Here is a 16,493-nt window from a genome sequence, read left to right as displayed (position 1 = left end):
CGCCGCGGAAGGCTGACCGCCAGGTTCTGAGGCATACCGGCGCGGATTCGCAGCTCGTATGCCGCACAACGTGGCGGTCAGCGAGACGCGCCCCTCGGACCGTCCCTCGGAGCCCGCACAACCTGGCGGTCAGCGCTCCGCCTCATGCCTGGGCCGGGACGTCCGTGGGCACGCCGCTGCACGGCGCGACCTTGGACGCCGGCCGTTGCGCAAAGCTGCAGCCCGGCCCACGGTGTCCGGGTCGCGGCAGCGCTGCGTGGACCACGCCCGCGCGGAGCGGGGCGACACGCACCCGGCCGAGCGCGGCGCCTACCTCCGCAAGAGACAATGCCCGCGCCGGGGGCGGGGCGGTACGCGACCGCCCCGCCTGATCGTCACCGCCGCAGGGACGCCGCCTTGAAGGCCGCCGTCGCCGCGCGCAGCGGCTCCTCCACCGGGATCCGCTCGGCACTCGACGCGCCCAGGAACCCGACGGCCTGGGTGTGCTCGTACATGTAGGCCGTGTCGGGCGGGTACGCGATCGCGCCGCCGTGGCAGAAGACCATGATGTCGGGGTTCTCCGCCCGGGCCGCGTCGCCGATGGCGTCGACCAGCTTCGCCGCCTGCGCCAGGTCCTCCTCCTTCGAGATCGTCGATCCGATCGACCCGCCGCGGGTCAGGCCCATGTGGGCGATGACGACGTCCATCCCGGCAGCGCCGACCATCGCGCCCTCCTCGGGCCGGAAGGCGTAGCCCATCGTGAACAGTCCGAGCTCCTTGGCGATCTTCAGCGCCTCGATCTCCTGGTCGTACCCCATGCCGGTGCTCTCCAGTTCCTGGCGGTACTTGCTGTCCCAGTCGATGAGGCCGACCGTCGGGAAGTTCATGACGCCCGCGATGCCCAGCCGCTGCAACTCCGCCAGGTAGGTGCGCATCTCCCGGGTCGGGTCCGACCCGCAGATGCCGCCGATGACGGGCGTCTCCTTGACGACCGGGAGGACGGTGCGCGCGCCGAGGTCGATGACGATCTGGTTGGCGTCGCCGTAGGGCATGAGCCCGGCCAGCGAGCCGTGCCCGTCCATGCGGTACTTGCCCGAGTTGTAGACGCCGATCAGGTCGGCTCCGCCTCGCTCGGCGAACTTCGCCGAGATGCCGGTTCCCGCGCCGACGATGACGACGGGGCGTCCCGCGTCGATCTCGGCCCGCAGGCGGGCGAGAACCTGCTCGCGCGTGTAGTGAACAGCCATGGTTGTTGTCCCTTTCGTTGTTGTCGAAATCTCCTACGATGCCCGCGGTCAGGTGCGGGCGAGGGCGCCGCGGAAGGCCCGCACGGCCGCGCTCATGCCTTCGAGCACCGGCAGCCGCTCCAGCGACGAGCCACCCAGATACCCGTCGGCGCCCGAGTGGGCGAGAGCCTTGGCCACGCCCTCCGGATCGTGCAGCGGCCCGCCGTGGACGATCGTGATCGCGTCCGGGTTCTCCCGCCGCGCCGCCGCCGCCATCTCGGCCAGCAGGTCCAGCGACTCGGCGAGCGCGACGCCCGGCTCCGACCCGAGGCGCCCGCCCGCGGTGATGCCGAGCATCAGCCCCACGTGGCTGGCCCCGGTCGCCGCCATCGCCGCGGCCTCCTGGGGGTTCCATGCCCAGCCGAGCACCAGTGCCCCCGCTCGCGTCGCCTCGCGGGCGAGGTCGAGCTCCCGCGCATAGCCCAGGCCCGCGGCCTCCAGTTGCGTCCGCAGATCGCCGGAGTACACCCCGACGAACGGCTCGTTCATCACACCCACCGCGCCCTGGTCGAGCCGGGCCCGGACCAGGTCGCCGGGCCGCCAACGCGGGTCGTGCGCCCCGATCCCCGCGAACACCGGGACGGTCCCCGCCGCGGCGACGACATCGGGCAGGACGTCGGCGACGGCCCTGTTCGGATCCTCGTAGGGCAGGAACGCCAGGACCGACGGCAGTCCGCGGGAGCGGTACACGGCCGTCGAGTAGCAGGCCAGCAGATCCGCCCCGCCCGCAACGGCTCCGGCCGCGGTCAGTCCGCAGCCCACCCCCACGGCGATGAGTGGTTCGGCACTCATCGGCGCTCCCAGGCCGCGGCGAACTCCGCCAGGACGGCGTCGGTGAACGTCGGCTCGTTGATCGCCGCGTCCACCTCGACGAGCTTCACCTCCGGGCGCAGTCCCGCCCTGATCTCGGCGAACAGGGCATCGTCGGCGGCGCGGTCCTCGTACGGCTCGCCGGGCGCATCCAGCGCCGAGAGCCCCTTCAGCGGCAGGACGACCGTCGTCGGACCGACGGCCAGGTTCGCCTTCGCGGTGAAGATCCGGCCCAGCTCGCGGCTCTCCTCGATGTTCGTCCGCACGATCGTCACGGCGCTGTTGTGCACGTGCAGTCGGCGCTCCGGCGTCCGGAAGGCCGCGGGCACGGTGGGCTCCGCTCCGAAGTTGACGATCTCCAGCGCGCCGGGGACGAGCACCTGTGGGATGCCTCGCCTGCCGGCCGCCTCCATCCGCTCCGGACCGGCGCTCAGCACACCCCCGACGAGCTCGTCGGTGAGCTCGCTCGTCGTGAGATCGACCACCGCGTCGATGAGCCCGTCGGCGACCAGCCCCTCCATCGCCCGGCCGCCGGCACCCGTGGCGTGGAAGACGTTCGTCTCGAAGCCCGCACGCTCCAGCCCGGCCTGCACCGCCATCACCGCCGGCGTGGTGACGCCGAACATCGAGATGCCGACGAGCGGCAACTCCTCGGTCTGCGTCCCGCCGGCCGCGCCGTCGGGAGCCGCCATCCCCGCCGCTGCGCGGGCGGCGTTGCGCAGCACCACGCGCGAGATGCGGTTCAGCCCGGCGATGTCGGTGACCGAGTACATGAGCGTGACGTCCCGGATGCCCACGTACGGGGACACGTCCCCGCTGGCCATGGTCGAGACCAGCAGCTTCGGCACCCCGACGGGCAGCGCCTGGAGGGCACCGCCGATCACCGACGACCCGGACGAACCGCCGATGCCGAGCACGCAGCCCAGCCGTCCGGCGTCCAGTTCCCGCCGCAGGGCTGCGGCGAGCCCCTTCGTCATGACCTCCAGCGCGTGGCCGCGCGCTCCTCCCTGTTCGCTGCCGGTACGCAGCGATTCGAGAGACTCTCCGCCCAGCCCGGCCACCTCGTCCGCCGGGACGGCGATGGGGACATCGACCTCCGACGTGGTCCCGAGCACTCCGATGTCGATGACCCGAGCGCTCGCTCCGGCGATCGCAAGCTGCTCGAGGATGTACTGCGCCTCGCGGCCCTTCGTGTCGACGGTCGCGACGACGACGACATCCGGCATGATCCACCTCCTTGTGTGTCAGTGGGTTCAGCCAAGCGGCCGGGCTCCGCGCGCCCAATGGCCACTTGTGGGCTAGTGGCAACGGTTCTCATCCGGGACCCTCCGGCGGGTGCGGCCGTGCGAGGATGGGACGAAGCCTCCGGATGACGATGCGCAGGAGGTCTCATGGACGGATCGAGGATCGCTCCGAACCACCTGGCCCGCCAGCTCGCGGGGTGGGATCTCGGCAAGGGTGCCCTGCACACGCTCCTCGCCGACGCGTTGCGGGACGTGCTGGCCGAAGGGGGCCTCACGCCCGGCAGCGTGCTCCCCTCACGGCGGGAGTTGGCGCGCGTTCTCGCGGTCAGCCGGATGACCGTGGGCGCGGCCTACGACACGCTGAAGGACGAGGGCTGGGTGTCGACGCGCCACGGCGCCGGGACGCGCGTGCGCATGTCCTCGCAGCGGTGCGCTCCCGACTGGCACGGAGACCGGCTGCGGACCTATGCGGCTCCCGACACCCCGCTCGACCTGAGCAGCGGCGCCCTCCCCGCCTCGCCGCTGCTGAGCCGGGCGCTGCGGGGGCCGTGGACGGCGTCGGTGCGCGAGTCACTGCTGCTCGACCGGTTCGTCCCGCGCGGGCTGGAGTCCACACGGGAGGCCGTCGCGGCCGCCTACAGCGAGCAGGGGCTCGCGACCACGACCGACGACATCGTGCTCACGAACGGCTCACACCATGCGCTGTCGATCGTCGCCGACGTCCTCGTCCAGCCCGGCGACACCGTGCTCGTGGAGGACCCCACCTACCGCGGCGCCCTCGATGTGCTGGGGCGCCGGGAGGCGCGCGTCGTGGGAGTCCCGTGCGACGAGGAGGGCATCGACCCGCTGGCTCTCGAGACGGCGGTGCGCCGTGACGGCGCGCGGCTGCTGTACGTCCTGCCGACGGCCCACAACGTGACCGGCGTCACGTGGAGTCCACGTCGGCGACGCGAGGTCGCCGACGTCATCGCCCGCACGCAGCTCCCGACGATCGACGACGGATCGACGGCGGACCTCCATGCCGGTCAGCACCCCGGACACCTCGGGGCGCTGGTGCCGCCCGGGCTGTCCATCAGCATCGGGTCGCTGACGAAACTCTTCTGGGCCGGCATCCGCGTCGGGTGGATCCGCGGGAGCGCGCAGGTCCTCGACGCGGCGATCGACCGGCGGGTGACGACCGACCTCGCCGGCAGCGTCCCGTCACAGGTGCTTGCCGCGGAACTGCTCCCGCTGGCCGCCGAGGCGCGCGACCTGCGCCGCGCCGAACTGGCGCACACCCGCGACCTCACCGTCGGCCTGCTGTCGGAGTATCTGCCGGGGTGGACGTACTCGGTGCCCGACGCCGGGGCCTGCCTGTGGGTCGACGCCCACACCGACACCGTGGCGCTCGCGGCGCGGCTGGCTCGCGCCCGGATCGTCGTGATCCCCGGCTCCCACTTCTCCCCCACCGACAACTGGACGACGCATCTGCGTCTGCCTCTCGGACGTCCGGCCACCCTCGAGCGGGCGATCCCGGCCATCGCCGGGTTCCTCGCCGAGTGGGCGGGCGGGCCGCGAGAAGTGGCGACCTCCCGCTGATCCTCCGTTAGGTTGGAGGCGAACATTCCAAGGAGGTAACCCGTGGCCGATCTCGCCGCGACCGCATCCAGCGTCTACCGGCAGGCGCTGTCCGTCATCGAATCCGTGGAGCCGCGAATCGCGCAGGCCACCCGCCAGGAGCTCGCCGACCAGCGCGCGTCCCTGAAGCTCATCGCCTCCGAGAACTATGCGTCGCTTCCCGTGCTCATGACGATGGGCACCTGGTTGTCCGACAAGTACGCAGAGGGCACGGTCGGCAAGCGGTTCTACGCCGGCTGCCGGAACATCGACACCGTCGAGGCCGTCGCCGCCGAGCACGCCCGCGAACTGTTCGGAGCCGAGTACGCCTACGCGCAGCCGCATTCCGGCATCGACGCCAACCTCGTGGCGTACTGGGCGATCCTCGCGAAGAACATCGAGTCCCCGACGCTGGAGCGCCTCGGCGCGAAGACGGTGAACGACCTGTCCGAGGCGGACTGGGAGGAGTTGCGCGCGGAGTTCGGGCGGCAGCGGGTCATGGGCATGTCCCTGGACGCCGGCGGGCATCTCACGCACGGCTTCCGCCACAACATCTCGGGCAAGATGTTCCAGCAGCACTCCTACGGCACAGACCCCGAGACCGGCCTCATCGACTACGACGCGCTGCGGGCCACCGCGAGGGAGTTCAAGCCGCTGATCCTCGTCGCCGGGTATTCGGCCTACCCGCGCCGTGTGAACTTCGCGAAGATGCGCGAGATCGCCGACGAGGTCGGCGCCACCCTGTTCGTCGACATGGCCCACTTCGCCGGTCTCGTGGCCGGCAAGGTGTTCACCGGCGAGGAGAACCCCGTCGGCTACGCCGACATCGTCGCCACCACGACGCACAAGTCCCTGCGCGGTCCTCGCGGCGGCCTCCTGCTGTCGACCGAGGAGTACGCCCCGTTCATCGACCGCGGCTGCCCGATGGTGCTCGGCGGCCCGCTCGGCCACGTCATGGCCGCGAAGGCCGTCGCGCTCGCCGAGGCACGCACGCCCGCGTTCGCGACCTACGCGCAGGCGGTGGCCGACAACGCGCAGACGCTCGCCGAGGCTCTGGCCGCACGTGGCGTGACGCTCGTCACCGGCGGCACCGACAACCACATCGTCCTCCTGGACGTCAGCGGCTTCGGCGTCACCGGCAGGCAGGCGGAGACCGCGCTCCTCGAGGCCGGGATCGTCACCAATCGCAACTCGGTGCCGCGCGACCCGAACGGCGCCTGGTACACCAGCGGTGTCCGCATCGGGACGCCGGCCCTGACCAGCCGCGGGTTCGGCGCCGACGAGTTCGTCCAGGTCGCGGGGCTCATCGCCGATGTCCTCGCCGCGGCCGAGCCGGCGACGACCAAGGCCGGGACGCCGTCGAAGGCCAACGTGCTCCTGCCCGCCGGGATCGCGGAGCGGACGCGGGCTGCGGCGGCCGAACTGCTGGACGCGAACCCGCTGTATCCGGGACTGGAGCTCTGAGCAGCAGCACGGGGCGACCGGGTCCGACGGCGGTCACTTCTCCGTGGGATCCGGCGCCGCGCCGGTCGGGCGCGTGCTGCTCGCTTCAGCGGCTGAACAACGTGCCCTGCAACGTGGTGAGCAGGTTCCGCAACGATCCCGGCAGATCCTGCAGATGCCAGGTGGCGGGCGCGTGGTACCAGTCCAGGTCGGTCGGGTCGGCGACACCCGCGTCGTCGTCGGCAGCGACGAGCGCACGGATCCACCGGTCCTGACCGCCGAGGACGACGGCATAGGGCAGCACGCGCGAGAGCTGCTCGTACTCCCTGCCCGCCGGGGCCTCGTCGGTGGGGTGTGTGAGCAGTTCGGCCTGCAGCGCGCGCAGCCCGGCCAGCACCGAGGTGCCGGCCGCCGTTCGCGACGGCATCTCCTGCGCGACGAACAGCAGCCCCAGCGCGAGCAGGACGATCGCGAGCCCGACGAGCCCGAAGGTCGTGAACGCCACGAGCACCACCGTCGCGACCGCCGCGACGGCGAGGACGATCCAGCCGAGACGTCCCCACAGGCTGCGGGTGTCGTCGGGGCGCTTGGCGAACCAGCCGCGGGACACGACCTCGTCGTAGAGCTCGGACTGGATCCGCGGCACGGCGTCGACCACCGCAGGCCCGATCTCGGACACCGTGAGCCGCCCCTCGGCCGGCGCGACCGCGTCCAGGATCGCCGACTCGTAGGGCGCGAGATCGTCGGTCGCGCGGTCGGTGCGGGTGAACGTCCAGTCTGTCGGCGCGTAGTCGCTCTCGCGCGGTAGCTCCGTGATGAGGAGGTAGCCGCGCACCGCGAGGTCGAGGACGCTCGCGGTGACATCGACCGGGTCGACCCGTTCGTCGAGCAGGGTGCCGACCATGCCGGGGCGGACGTCGTTCGCGACGACGAACTCGCTCGCCCCCGCCCCCACGGGGCGGAAGGAGGCCACCACGGTCGGGTCTTCGAGGGACGTCGCGTCGCGGCCGATGCGGCGGTGCAGCGCGTAGAGCGCGGCGCCCCCGAGCACCAGCAGCCCGAATGCGGTCAGCAGTTCGGCCAGGCCGGGCCGGAACGCCCGGTCGAGGCTCCACAGCTCGACGACCGTCTCGTTGGCCGCGACGCTCGACCCGGGATAGCGGACCGACGGCGCGACGATCTCGCCCGCCCCGCGCGGGCCGTCATGGAAGGTGGGGTCGGGAGTATCATGCGTTCCGCCCTGGAACCACGAGCAGGTGCTGGGAGCGCTCGGCGGGCCGGACACGCAGTCGACCTCCAGCACGGCCGCTTCGGACGTGACGGTGACGTCGACGGACTCGACCCCCGCCGAGAGGCCCTGCAGGACGCGCCACTGGACGAGTGTCGAGCCGTCGGCCTGGCGCAGCGCCGCGCCGCGCACCGTGTAGGTGAGGGTCACCGAGCCGGACAGCCCGCCCGTCGGAACCGACAGCACGGTGTAGTCGCCGTCCTGCGAGACCTCGGCCGCGAGGTCGGTGTCCCCGTTGACGGCCTTGAGGTTGGACACTTCGAAGACGCGTTCGCTGTTGTCGAGGACGCGTTCGCGGGTCGCGAACCGCTGCGTGACGGTCGAGGGGAAGGAGCCGGACGGGTCGAGGGTCGCGGTGACCTGCAACTGTCCGTCCTGGAGGACCTTCACCGTCGCGTTGTACGCCGCAAGCTCGTCCTGGGCGTGAGCCATCGGCGCGGCGACGAGCCAGAACAGCCCCGCGACCGACAGCAACAACGCGGCTCGGACCCGTCGCCGGGCTCCGTGCGACCTCACCATCTGCACTCCTCGGCACTCGCTGGCGGCCGGCCGGGCCGCCGCCTGGTCTCGCGCAGGACTCTATCCCACGCGGGGGCGCCCGGCCCTGCCTGTGCGCCTCGGTCGTGAGTGTCGGCTCCCGGCCTTCTCGTCTGAGAACCCCGGTCCGACTACGCTGAGCGCGTGACACAGCAGCCGTGGCGGCCGCCGCAAGGGCAGGGTGGATGGCCGCAGAGCCCCCAGACCTGGGGCCAGCAGCAGCCCGTCTGGGGCGCACAGCAGGGCCGTGCGCCGCAGGGTCAGCCGGGCTGGGGCCCTCCGCAGGGTCAGCCCGTCTGGGGCCCGCCGCAGGGGCAGCCCGTCTGGGGCGCTCCGGTCATCGGCCCGCAGTCCTACGGGCAGCCGTCCACGGCATCGTGGCAGGGCACCCGGACGCCCACCGCCTACCCGCCGATGATGGGCCAGTACGCCGGGTACCAGCCGCCGCCCACACCGCCCCGGCGCAACCCGCTGCGCACCGTCCTCGTGGTACTCGTCGCGGTGTGTCTCGTCACTCTCGCCGGCATCGTGGCCGTGAGGCTGTTCCGGGGTGAGGCGCAGGTCACCGGCGACTACCAGAACGAGGACTACCGGCCGCCGGCGGCCGACACGAATCCCGACCAGGTCCCGATCCCCGCCGAGACCGAGTACTCGGCGACGATGCAGTCGAACCCGTTCTACGACCAGACCGTCCCGTCGCCCGTGCGCTGCGACGTCGACGACATCGCACCGAGGACGGCGTCCAACTCCACCCAGGAGGCGTATCTCAACGAGCTCACCGCGTGCCTGATGCGTGTCTGGGACACCACCGTCCAGAAGGCCGGGTACACCCTGCCGCGCCCGACCGTCACGGTGTACTCGACGTCCATCACCACCAAGTGCGGCAAGGCGTCGGATCAGAATGCCTTCTACTGCATGGCCGATCAGCAGGTGTACTTCGCCGACAACGTCCTGGACATCCTGCCGAGCAGCCTCCGCTCGAGCCGGCTCGCGCTCGACATCATCCTGGGCCACGAGTTCGGACATGCGCTGCAGGGCCGCACCGGGATTCTGGCCGCGGCGAAGCTCGAGGCCTACGACCTGCCCGAGCGCGAGGGGGACGTCTACCAGCGGCGGCTCGAGGTCCAGGCGGACTGCCTCGACGGCATCTTCCTCAACTCGGTCGCGCGCAGCCGCGGCATCACCGACGCCGATCGGCAGGACATCTCCGACACGTTCTACGCCATCGGCGACGACGTGCTGACCGGCAAGTCGACGGTGTGGGGCAACCACGGGCTCGGCAGGACGCGGCAGGCGTGGGGCGAGAAGGGTCTGGCGACGACCTCGGTCGGCGTCTGCAACACCTTCACCGCCTCCGACGACGCCGTGCGCTGACCGCCGAGCCACACCGAGACCCGCGTAGCTACCCTTCGGGACAGGCCGCTACGCCAAGGCCGCGACGCTACCGGTCCCCCGGTAGCGTCCCGGCCGGAGCGTAGCTACGCCGGAGCCTCCTCGCCCCCGCCGAGCCTGCGAGGCGGGTGGTTGCGAACCGCACCCGTGGCCCTGTGGTCCGGGAAGACGGTGCCGCGAGCGTGGACGGGACTGGCCCCCGCCGAGCTTGCGAGGCGAGTGGTCGCGAACCACACCCGTGGCCCTGTGGTCCGGGAGGACGGTGCCGTGAGCGTGGACGGGACTGGCCCCCGCCGAGCCTGCGAGGCGGGTGGTTGCGAACGGCACCGATCCCCGGACCACAGGACCGAACCAGACCGGACCCACAAGGGACCGGACCGAGCCGTCGTCGCCCCGACGTAGCTACCCTTCGGGACAGGCCGCTACGCCAAGGCCGGGATGCTACCGGTCCCCCGGTAGCGTCCCGGCCGAAGGGTAGCTACGGCAGGGTTTCCCCTGTCGGTACCGTCGCCGCTCAGGGTTCCTCGCCCGTGTCGGCGACGACACGGGCCACGTGGAGCGACAGGTAGGAGACCTCGTCGCCCGAGATGGACGCCCCGAGCCGCAACTCGAGCATCCCGGCCAGCCGCTGGGAGCATTCCGCGGCCTCGGGATAGGCCTCGCGGATCGCCGCGCCCACGGCCGAATGCTCATCGCTGAGCTGTCGGTGCTGATGGATCCGGACGAACAGGTAGCGCAGGTGGGTGATGAACCGCCCGACGCTGACGCTGCTCGTCTCGAGCGTCCGGCCGAACGACTGCTCGATCACCGTCACCATCTGCTGGATCACGCCGGTCATCTTGTAGGTGTACGACAGGTCCCCGCTCGCGAATCCCGCGTTCACCAGGTGCAGCGCGAGACCCACCGCTTCGCTGTCGGGCAGAGGAATGTCGCTGTGCAGGTTGATCGCCGTGAGAAGCGCCCCCGCCTGGGCGTACTCCTCGGTGTAGAGATGCTGCACCTCGGCGAGCAGCGGGTACTCGAGGTCCTTCCCGAGCGCCGCCCGGCGCAGGGCGAAGCTGACGTGATCGGCCAGCGCGATGACGAGGGCGGGGTTGCGTGCGACGGTGTCGAGGCCGACCTCCGCGAGTGCCCGGCCGACCAGATGGATGTGCTCGGGCGGAATGCCGGCCAGCAACTGCGCGAGGTGGTCCGGATCCCGCCCGTCCATCGGCACGAAGACCCGGGCCACCAGGTTCTCGTCGACGTCCTGCCCCGGCCGGGCCTGGAAACCCAGGCCACGGCCGGTCAGGATCACCTCGCGATCCGCGTCGTCCAACGCGAGGACGATGTTGTTGTTGAAGACACGCGCGATCCTCATGTCAGGTCCCGCGACGACTCGGGTCCGGCATCACGCGCGCGCTCCTCTCACGGGGTGACACCAATAATGGCCTCACCGCGGGCAACCTCGCCATGCGCCTGCGGCTCGACCGCGGCCAGGGACTTGGTGTTGATGACGACCACCACGGTGGTCGGGTCGAAACCGGCGGCCGCGACCGCGTCGAGGTCGACCTCGACGAGCACGTCGCCGACCTCGACCCGCTGGCCCTTCTGCACCTTGACGTCGAAGCCCTCGCCGCCCATCCGAACCGTGTCGATCCCGACGTGGACGAGCACCTCCACGCCGTCGTCGGTCTTGATCCCGAAGGCGTGGCCGCTCTTGTGCACCGTCACCAGGACGCCGGCGACCGGAGCCACGACGCGGCCTTCGCTCGGCACGATGCCGACGCCGTCGCCCAGAGCCTTGGAGGCGAACACCTTGTCGCCGACCTCGGCGAGCGGCAGGACGCGACCGGCGACGGGTGCGACGAGAGCACTCGTGCGGACGAGCGTGGCCACCCCGCCTGCGGGGACCGCCGCGACAGGGGCGGATGCGGACTCGGCCTGCGCCAGATCGGCCTCGGCCTGCTCACGAGCCGCGAGAGCCTCGGCTTTCTGCTCGGGAGTGCGGTAGTCGGACACGATGACGAGCACCATCGCCACGACGAAGGCCGCGAGGACGCCGAGGGCGTACAGGCCGATCGGATCGAAGGCGGGAATGGTGAGCAGGGAGGTGAACACGAACGCGCTGGTCTTGATCTTGAGCCCGAACAGGCTGCCCAGGCCCATGACGAGGCCACCGGTGAAGCAGCCCACGAGCATGCGCGGATAGATCCGCTTGAAGCGGAGATGGATGCCGTACAGGGACGGCTCGGAGATACCTCCCAGCAGGCCGGCGGCGAGCGCGCCCGTCGCGGTCTGCCTCATCTGGGCGTCCTTGTCGCGAACGGACAGGAACAGCACCCCGGCGGTGGCGCCGAAGCAGGCGAAGTTCCACGCGCCCATCGGCCCCTGGATGAAGTCGTAGCCGAGCGTCTGGATGTTGAGCAGCATGATCGCGTTGATCGGCCAGTGCAGTCCGAGCGGCACCATGAACGGGTAGAGCAGCGGGATCAGGATCGCGAAGATGAACGGCGAGAAGTTGTTGATCGCGTTGAGCGCCCCCGACACCGCTGCGCCGGCGTAGACGCCGATCGGACCGATGACGAACGCGGTCAGCGGGATCATGATCAGCATGGACAGGAACGGCACGAAGATGAGCTGCACGTTCTCGGGAATGATCTTCTTCAGGCCCTTGTACAGCGGCCCGAGCACTCCCGCCATCAGCAGCGGCGGGAACACCTGCGAACTGTAGTCGAAGATCGTCAGGGGAAGTCCGAAGATGTGCACGACCTTCACCGCCGACCCGAACACGGTCATCTCGGTCGCCGACGTCCCCAGCGCGGTGAACCCCGGCAGCATGAGCACGGCCATGACCGCGAACCCGATCCACGGATCGGCGTTCACCTTCTTGCTCGCGTTGTAGGCCACCATCAGCGGCAGGAAGATGAACACGGCCTGCCAGCAGAAGTTGATGAACTGCCACGACGGCTCCAGCGTCACCCCGGGCGCATTCCAGGCCGGGATCACCTTCAGGGTCGCCATCAACGCCATGAACGTGATGAACAGCGACGCCCCCAGCAGGGCGCCGAGGACCGGACGGAACGAGTCCGACAGGAACTCGAAGAACGAGTCGAGCCAGGCGAAGCGGCCCCGCGGGCCCTGCGCCCGTGCCGCCGCCTTCACGTCGGCGTCGCTGCCCCCCGTGGCCACGCCCCGCATCTGGGGCAGGTTGACGATCTCGTTGAACGTGGTCTGCACGGCTCCGCCGATGACCACCTGATACCGGTCCCCGCTCTGGGGCACGGCGCCCATCACTCCGGGGATCGCCTCGATGGTCGATTGCTCGACGCCCGATGCGTCCTTCAGTTCGAAGCGCAGCCGCGTCGCACAATGCGTCAGCCCGAGGATGTTGTCGGCCCCGCCGACGCCGTCGACGATCCGTTCGGCCGTGTTCTGTTTCGTTCCGGACTCCATTGTCAGACCTCCGTTCCTTCCGGAAAACAAAAAAGACCTGAGACGCACCTTCGTGCATCCCAGGTCTTGCCCCTCGATGGGGTAACAATCCCGTGAACTTTCGTTCGCGAGCACGGTAGCACACCGGTTTCGCCACCGCCAGCCCCCCGTGGAGAATCCGGTTCCCAGGCGAGAGCGTCCCGCGCCGGGCATAGTGGCCCTGGATGATCGCGAGGAGGCGCCATGGGGACCACACGACGGCAGGCGGAGCGCATCGGCTTTCGCGCGCCCTTCCTGATCGTGAACTCCAAGGCATACCTCACCGGGGCGGCGGTCCGGGAGCTGGCCGTGCTGACCGACGAACTGGCAGCCGCGTTCGGCATCGACACGCTCTTCACGGCGCAGCACGCCGACCTGCGGCTGGTGGCCGAGGCCACGACCCACCTCACCGTGACGGCACAGCACATGGACCCGCTTCGTCCCGGCCGCGGAATGGGGCACGTCCTGCCGGAGTCCCTGGCCGAGGCGGGCGCACGCGCGGTGGTGCTCAACCACGCCGAGCACCCCCTCACAGTGGCAGATCTCGACGCGTCCATCGGCCGGGCCCGTGAAGCGGGACTGCTCAGCATCGTCTGCGCCGACAGCGACGCCCAGTGCCGCGCCGTCGCCTGCCTCGGGCCCGACATCATGATCTGCGAGCCGACCGCGCAGATCGCCAGCGGGGCGATGACCGACACCGCCTACGCGGTGCGCACCACCGCCCTCGTCAAGGACATCGACCCGTCGATCCTCGTCATCCAGGCGGCCGGGGTCTCCGGTCCCGCGGACGCGGCGCGCGCGCTCGCCTCAGGCGCCGACGGCACAGGAGGGACGACGTTCATCGTCGAGGCGTCCGACCGCCGCGCGGTGCTCTCGAGCCTCTACGTCGCGGTGCGGGAGCACCGCGACCAGCGCTGTGGCTAAACTCGGCAATATGCCCGAGCCCGTCGTCGCCCTCGTCGTCGCTGCGGGGCTTGGGCTCCGGTACGGCGGCTCAACGCCCAAGCCGGCGCTCCGACTCACCGGGAAGGCCCTCATCGGCCTGTCCATCGAGGCTCTCGCCGCCGGCGGCTGCACCGATGCCGTGGTCGTCCTGAATCCCGACACCGCTCACCACCTGACTGCCGAACTCGCCGTCTCGCCGATTCCCGTGACGATCGCCATGGGCGGATCCAGCCGGCAGGAGTCGGTGCGCAACGGGCTCGATGCGATCCGTTCCGACGAGCACCTCGCCTCTACGGAGGTCGTGCTGATCCACGACGCCGTGCGCCCGATGGTGCCCGCGTCTGTCGTCGCCGACGTGATCGCCGCGGTCGCAGGCGGGGCGAAGGCGGTGACCCCGGTCGTGACGCTCGCGGACTCGGTTCGCATGATCGGCGACGACCCCGCGACGAGCGCGGTCGTGGATCGTTCACGCCTGCGGGCCATCCAGACGCCTCAGGGCTTCCCGCTCGACGTGATCTGCGAGGCGCACGCCGCGGCCGCCGAGTCGGAGACGTCCTTCACCGACGATGTGTCCTGCGCGGAAGCCCTCGGCCACCCCGTCACGCTCATCGAAGGGTCGCGCCTGGCGATGAAGATCACCGAGCCCACCGACCTCACCGTCGCGAACGCGCTGTGGAAGATCCGCAACACCATCGGCCACCACTCCGGACGCCGGCTGCTGCGGCACGTGCACCATGGCGAGTGACCTGCGTGTCGGGATCGGCACCGACGTCCACGCCCTCGCCGCAGGCGTCCCCATGTGGCTCGCCGGGCTCCATTTCCCCGCGGAGCCGTGCGGACTCCGGGGACACTCCGACGGGGACGTGGCCGCGCACGCCGCCTGCGACGCGCTCTTCTCCGCGGCGGGCCTCGGCGACATGGGCAGCAACTTCGGAACGTCCGAGCCACGATGGGCCGATGCGCACGGCGTCGTGTTCCTCGCGGAGGCGGCGGCGCGTGTCCGCGCGGCAGGGTTCGAGATCGGCAACGTCGCGATCCAGGTGATCGGCAACCGCCCGCGCCTCGGGGCCCGCCGGGCGGAGGCGGAGCAGGTGCTGGGGGACGCTCTGCGCGCCCGCGTGACCCTGAGCGCCACGACCGCCGACGGCCTCGGGCTCACGGGCAGAGGCGAGGGTGTGGCGGCGGTGGCGACCGCGCTGATCACCGAACGGTGACCTGACCGTCGCGACCGATCCCGGGATCGTGACGACACGCGTCACGCCCGGGATCGCACGATCAAGACCGCGTTGCCGCCTTCGGTCGTGGCGGCGTCGGAGGCGTCAGTTCAACTGGCGAGGACCTCGTCGAGCAGCACCTCGGCGCGCTCCTCCTCGACCCGCTCCGCCAGCGCCAGCTCGGAGACGAGGATCTGACGGGCCTTCGCGAGCATGCGCTTCTCGCCCGCCGACAGGCCGCGCTCGCGCTCGCGGCGCGACAGATCGCGCACGACCTCGGCGACCTTCATCACGTTGCCCGAGTGCAGCTTCTCCAGGTTCGCCTTGTACCGGCGCGACCAGTTCGCGGGCTCCTCGGTGTGCGGCGCGCGAAGGACGTTGAAGACTCGCTCCAGACCGTCGGCGTCGACAACGTCGCGAACGCCGACAAGGTCGAGGTTGTTCGCAGGGACACGAACGACCAAATCACTCTGCCCGACGATTCGCAGGACGAGAAAAGACCTTTCTTCACCCTTGATCGTGCGAGTTTCGATAGCCTCGATGACAGCCGTCCCATGATTGGGGTAGACCACTGTTTCGCCGACAGCAAAAGTCATATTGATGTGACCCCTTCCAACGACCAGTGTAGCACGCCGGGTGTACCCTCGGTAGTGTTTGCGCTAGCCAGAGGCCCATTTGGGGGTTGACAACCGCCAACGTGTATGCTCGGGCCACCCCGGGCCGACACGAGGAGTAACCGGATGCGATCGTCCATTGTACCGCTCGCCAAGGCCACGGGCGCGATCGCGCTCGCCGCAACGCTCTCCCTCGGACTCGCCGGCTGTGGTTTCGACGTCCAGACTCTTCAGGTGGATTCCCCTGGTCAGGGCGTGAATACTGACGCCGGGCAGGTGAAGATCCGCGACATCGCCCTGGTCGCGACAGGGGAGCACACCGCCCGTGTGACCGGCGCCGTCACGAGCCCCGCCGCCGACAGGCTCGTGTCCGTCGACGGGCACCCGTTCACCCCCGACGGGGACACGGGCACCGCCTTCAGGGTCACCGGCGCTCCGATCGCCGTGCCGGCCGGCGACGTCCTCGATCTCACCTTCGGGACGACGGGCATCATGGTCACCTCGCCCGACCTCACCGCCGGCTATTCGGCCGAGCTCACCTTCACGTTCGCCTCGGGGGCATCCGCCACGGTGCAGACCCTCATCCTGGACACCGAGGCGAAGGACTTCTCCTCGGTCACGCCGGTGCCGCCGGCGACCACGTCCGCCACGCCGTCGACCCGCGGCTGAGCGGCCCCTGTCGCGCCTGCGGG

The 16,493-nt window shown here is 70.7% G+C and carries 14 protein-coding genes; 7 read left to right on the top strand and 7 right to left on the bottom strand.

Features of this window, described 5'->3' with window-relative positions; translation table 11 throughout:
• Positions 1–374 precede the first annotated feature (374 nt).
• Genes G555_RS0116135 through G555_RS0116125 form a run of 3 tightly spaced genes read right to left on the bottom strand, consistent with a single transcriptional unit; the run spans position 375 to position 3,301 of the window.
• Entirely contained in the window at positions 375–1,226 is an 852-nt protein-coding gene (locus G555_RS0116135) for a phosphoenolpyruvate hydrolase family protein (RefSeq protein WP_028709649.1), read from the bottom strand.
• Positions 1,227–1,274: 48 nt separating this feature from the next.
• Positions 1,275–2,057, bottom strand: a complete 783-nt coding sequence (locus G555_RS0116130; protein WP_028709648.1) for a phosphoenolpyruvate hydrolase family protein — start codon at positions 2,055–2,057, stop codon at positions 1,275–1,277.
• Positions 2,054–3,301, bottom strand: coding sequence for a Tm-1-like ATP-binding domain-containing protein (locus tag G555_RS0116125; protein WP_028709647.1), 1,248 nt, complete (start codon positions 3,299–3,301; stop codon positions 2,054–2,056). The genes G555_RS0116130 and G555_RS0116125 overlap by 4 nt, the downstream gene beginning before the upstream one ends.
• A gap of 165 nt (positions 3,302–3,466) precedes the next feature.
• On the opposite strand from G555_RS0116125, the gene G555_RS0116120 reads away from it, so the two are divergent.
• Both G555_RS0116120 and G555_RS0116115 read left to right on the top strand, forming a co-directional pair.
• Positions 3,467–4,897: an aminotransferase-like domain-containing protein gene (locus G555_RS0116120; RefSeq protein ID WP_028709646.1), complete on the top strand. Its 1,431-nt coding sequence runs from the start codon at positions 3,467–3,469 to the stop codon at positions 4,895–4,897.
• A gap of 42 nt (positions 4,898–4,939) precedes the next feature.
• Positions 4,940–6,379, top strand: coding sequence for a glycine hydroxymethyltransferase (locus G555_RS0116115; protein WP_028709645.1), 1,440 nt, complete (start codon positions 4,940–4,942; stop codon positions 6,377–6,379).
• Between the two features lie 85 nt (positions 6,380–6,464).
• Here the strand turns inward: G555_RS0116115 and G555_RS20735 are convergent, their stop codons facing one another.
• The gene (locus G555_RS20735) at positions 6,465–8,165 is read right to left on the bottom strand and encodes a DUF2207 domain-containing protein (RefSeq protein ID WP_051209478.1); all 1,701 of its coding nucleotides are present in this window, start codon (positions 8,163–8,165) and stop codon (positions 6,465–6,467) included.
• Positions 8,166–8,327: 162 nt separating this feature from the next.
• Between G555_RS20735 and G555_RS0116105 the strand changes: the two genes are divergently transcribed.
• Entirely contained in the window at positions 8,328–9,557 is a 1,230-nt protein-coding gene (locus tag G555_RS0116105) for a neutral zinc metallopeptidase (RefSeq protein WP_156887620.1), read from the top strand.
• A gap of 532 nt (positions 9,558–10,089) precedes the next feature.
• Here the strand turns inward: G555_RS0116105 and G555_RS0116100 are convergent.
• Positions 10,090–10,935 carry a PRD domain-containing protein gene (locus G555_RS0116100; protein WP_028709643.1) on the bottom strand — a complete coding sequence of 282 codons (846 nt, stop codon included), beginning with the start codon at positions 10,933–10,935 and terminating at the stop codon, positions 10,090–10,092.
• A gap of 47 nt (positions 10,936–10,982) precedes the next feature.
• Positions 10,983–13,010, bottom strand: coding sequence for a glucose PTS transporter subunit IIA (locus G555_RS0116095; protein WP_028709642.1), 2,028 nt, complete (start codon positions 13,008–13,010; stop codon positions 10,983–10,985).
• A gap of 222 nt (positions 13,011–13,232) precedes the next feature.
• On the opposite strand from G555_RS0116095, the gene G555_RS0116090 reads away from it, so the two are divergent.
• From G555_RS0116090 to ispF, 3 genes are read left to right on the top strand one after another with little or no spacing between them, the layout of a single operon-like run.
• Positions 13,233–13,952 carry a triose-phosphate isomerase gene (locus G555_RS0116090; RefSeq protein ID WP_051209476.1) on the top strand — a complete coding sequence of 240 codons (720 nt, stop codon included), beginning with the start codon at positions 13,233–13,235 and terminating at the stop codon, positions 13,950–13,952.
• 10 nt (positions 13,953–13,962) lie between these two features.
• Positions 13,963–14,718 (top strand): 2-C-methyl-D-erythritol 4-phosphate cytidylyltransferase, encoded by a 756-nt coding sequence (gene ispD, locus G555_RS0116085; RefSeq protein WP_036923528.1) that lies wholly within the window; start codon positions 13,963–13,965, stop codon positions 14,716–14,718.
• Positions 14,708–15,187, top strand: coding sequence for a 2-C-methyl-D-erythritol 2,4-cyclodiphosphate synthase (gene ispF, locus G555_RS0116080; protein WP_036923526.1), 480 nt, complete (start codon positions 14,708–14,710; stop codon positions 15,185–15,187). Before ispD ends, ispF begins: the two co-directional genes overlap by 11 nt.
• 110 nt (positions 15,188–15,297) lie before the next feature.
• Here the strand turns inward: ispF and G555_RS0116075 are convergent, their stop codons facing one another.
• The gene (locus G555_RS0116075; protein WP_028709638.1) at positions 15,298–15,783 is read right to left on the bottom strand and encodes a CarD family transcriptional regulator; all 486 of its coding nucleotides are present in this window, start codon (positions 15,781–15,783) and stop codon (positions 15,298–15,300) included.
• Positions 15,784–15,927: 144 nt separating this feature from the next.
• Between G555_RS0116075 and G555_RS0116070 the strand changes: the two genes are divergently transcribed.
• Positions 15,928–16,470, top strand: a complete 543-nt coding sequence (locus G555_RS0116070) for a hypothetical protein (protein WP_028709637.1) — start codon at positions 15,928–15,930, stop codon at positions 16,468–16,470.
• The last annotated feature ends 23 nt before the right edge of the window (positions 16,471–16,493 follow it).

Source organism: Propionicicella superfundia DSM 22317 (assembly GCF_000423465.1).
Lineage (GTDB): Bacteria > Actinomycetota > Actinomycetes > Propionibacteriales > Propionibacteriaceae > Propionicicella > Propionicicella superfundia.
The sequence above is the reverse complement of the archived record's forward strand: the minus strand, read 5'-3'. Positions and strand labels throughout refer to the sequence as shown.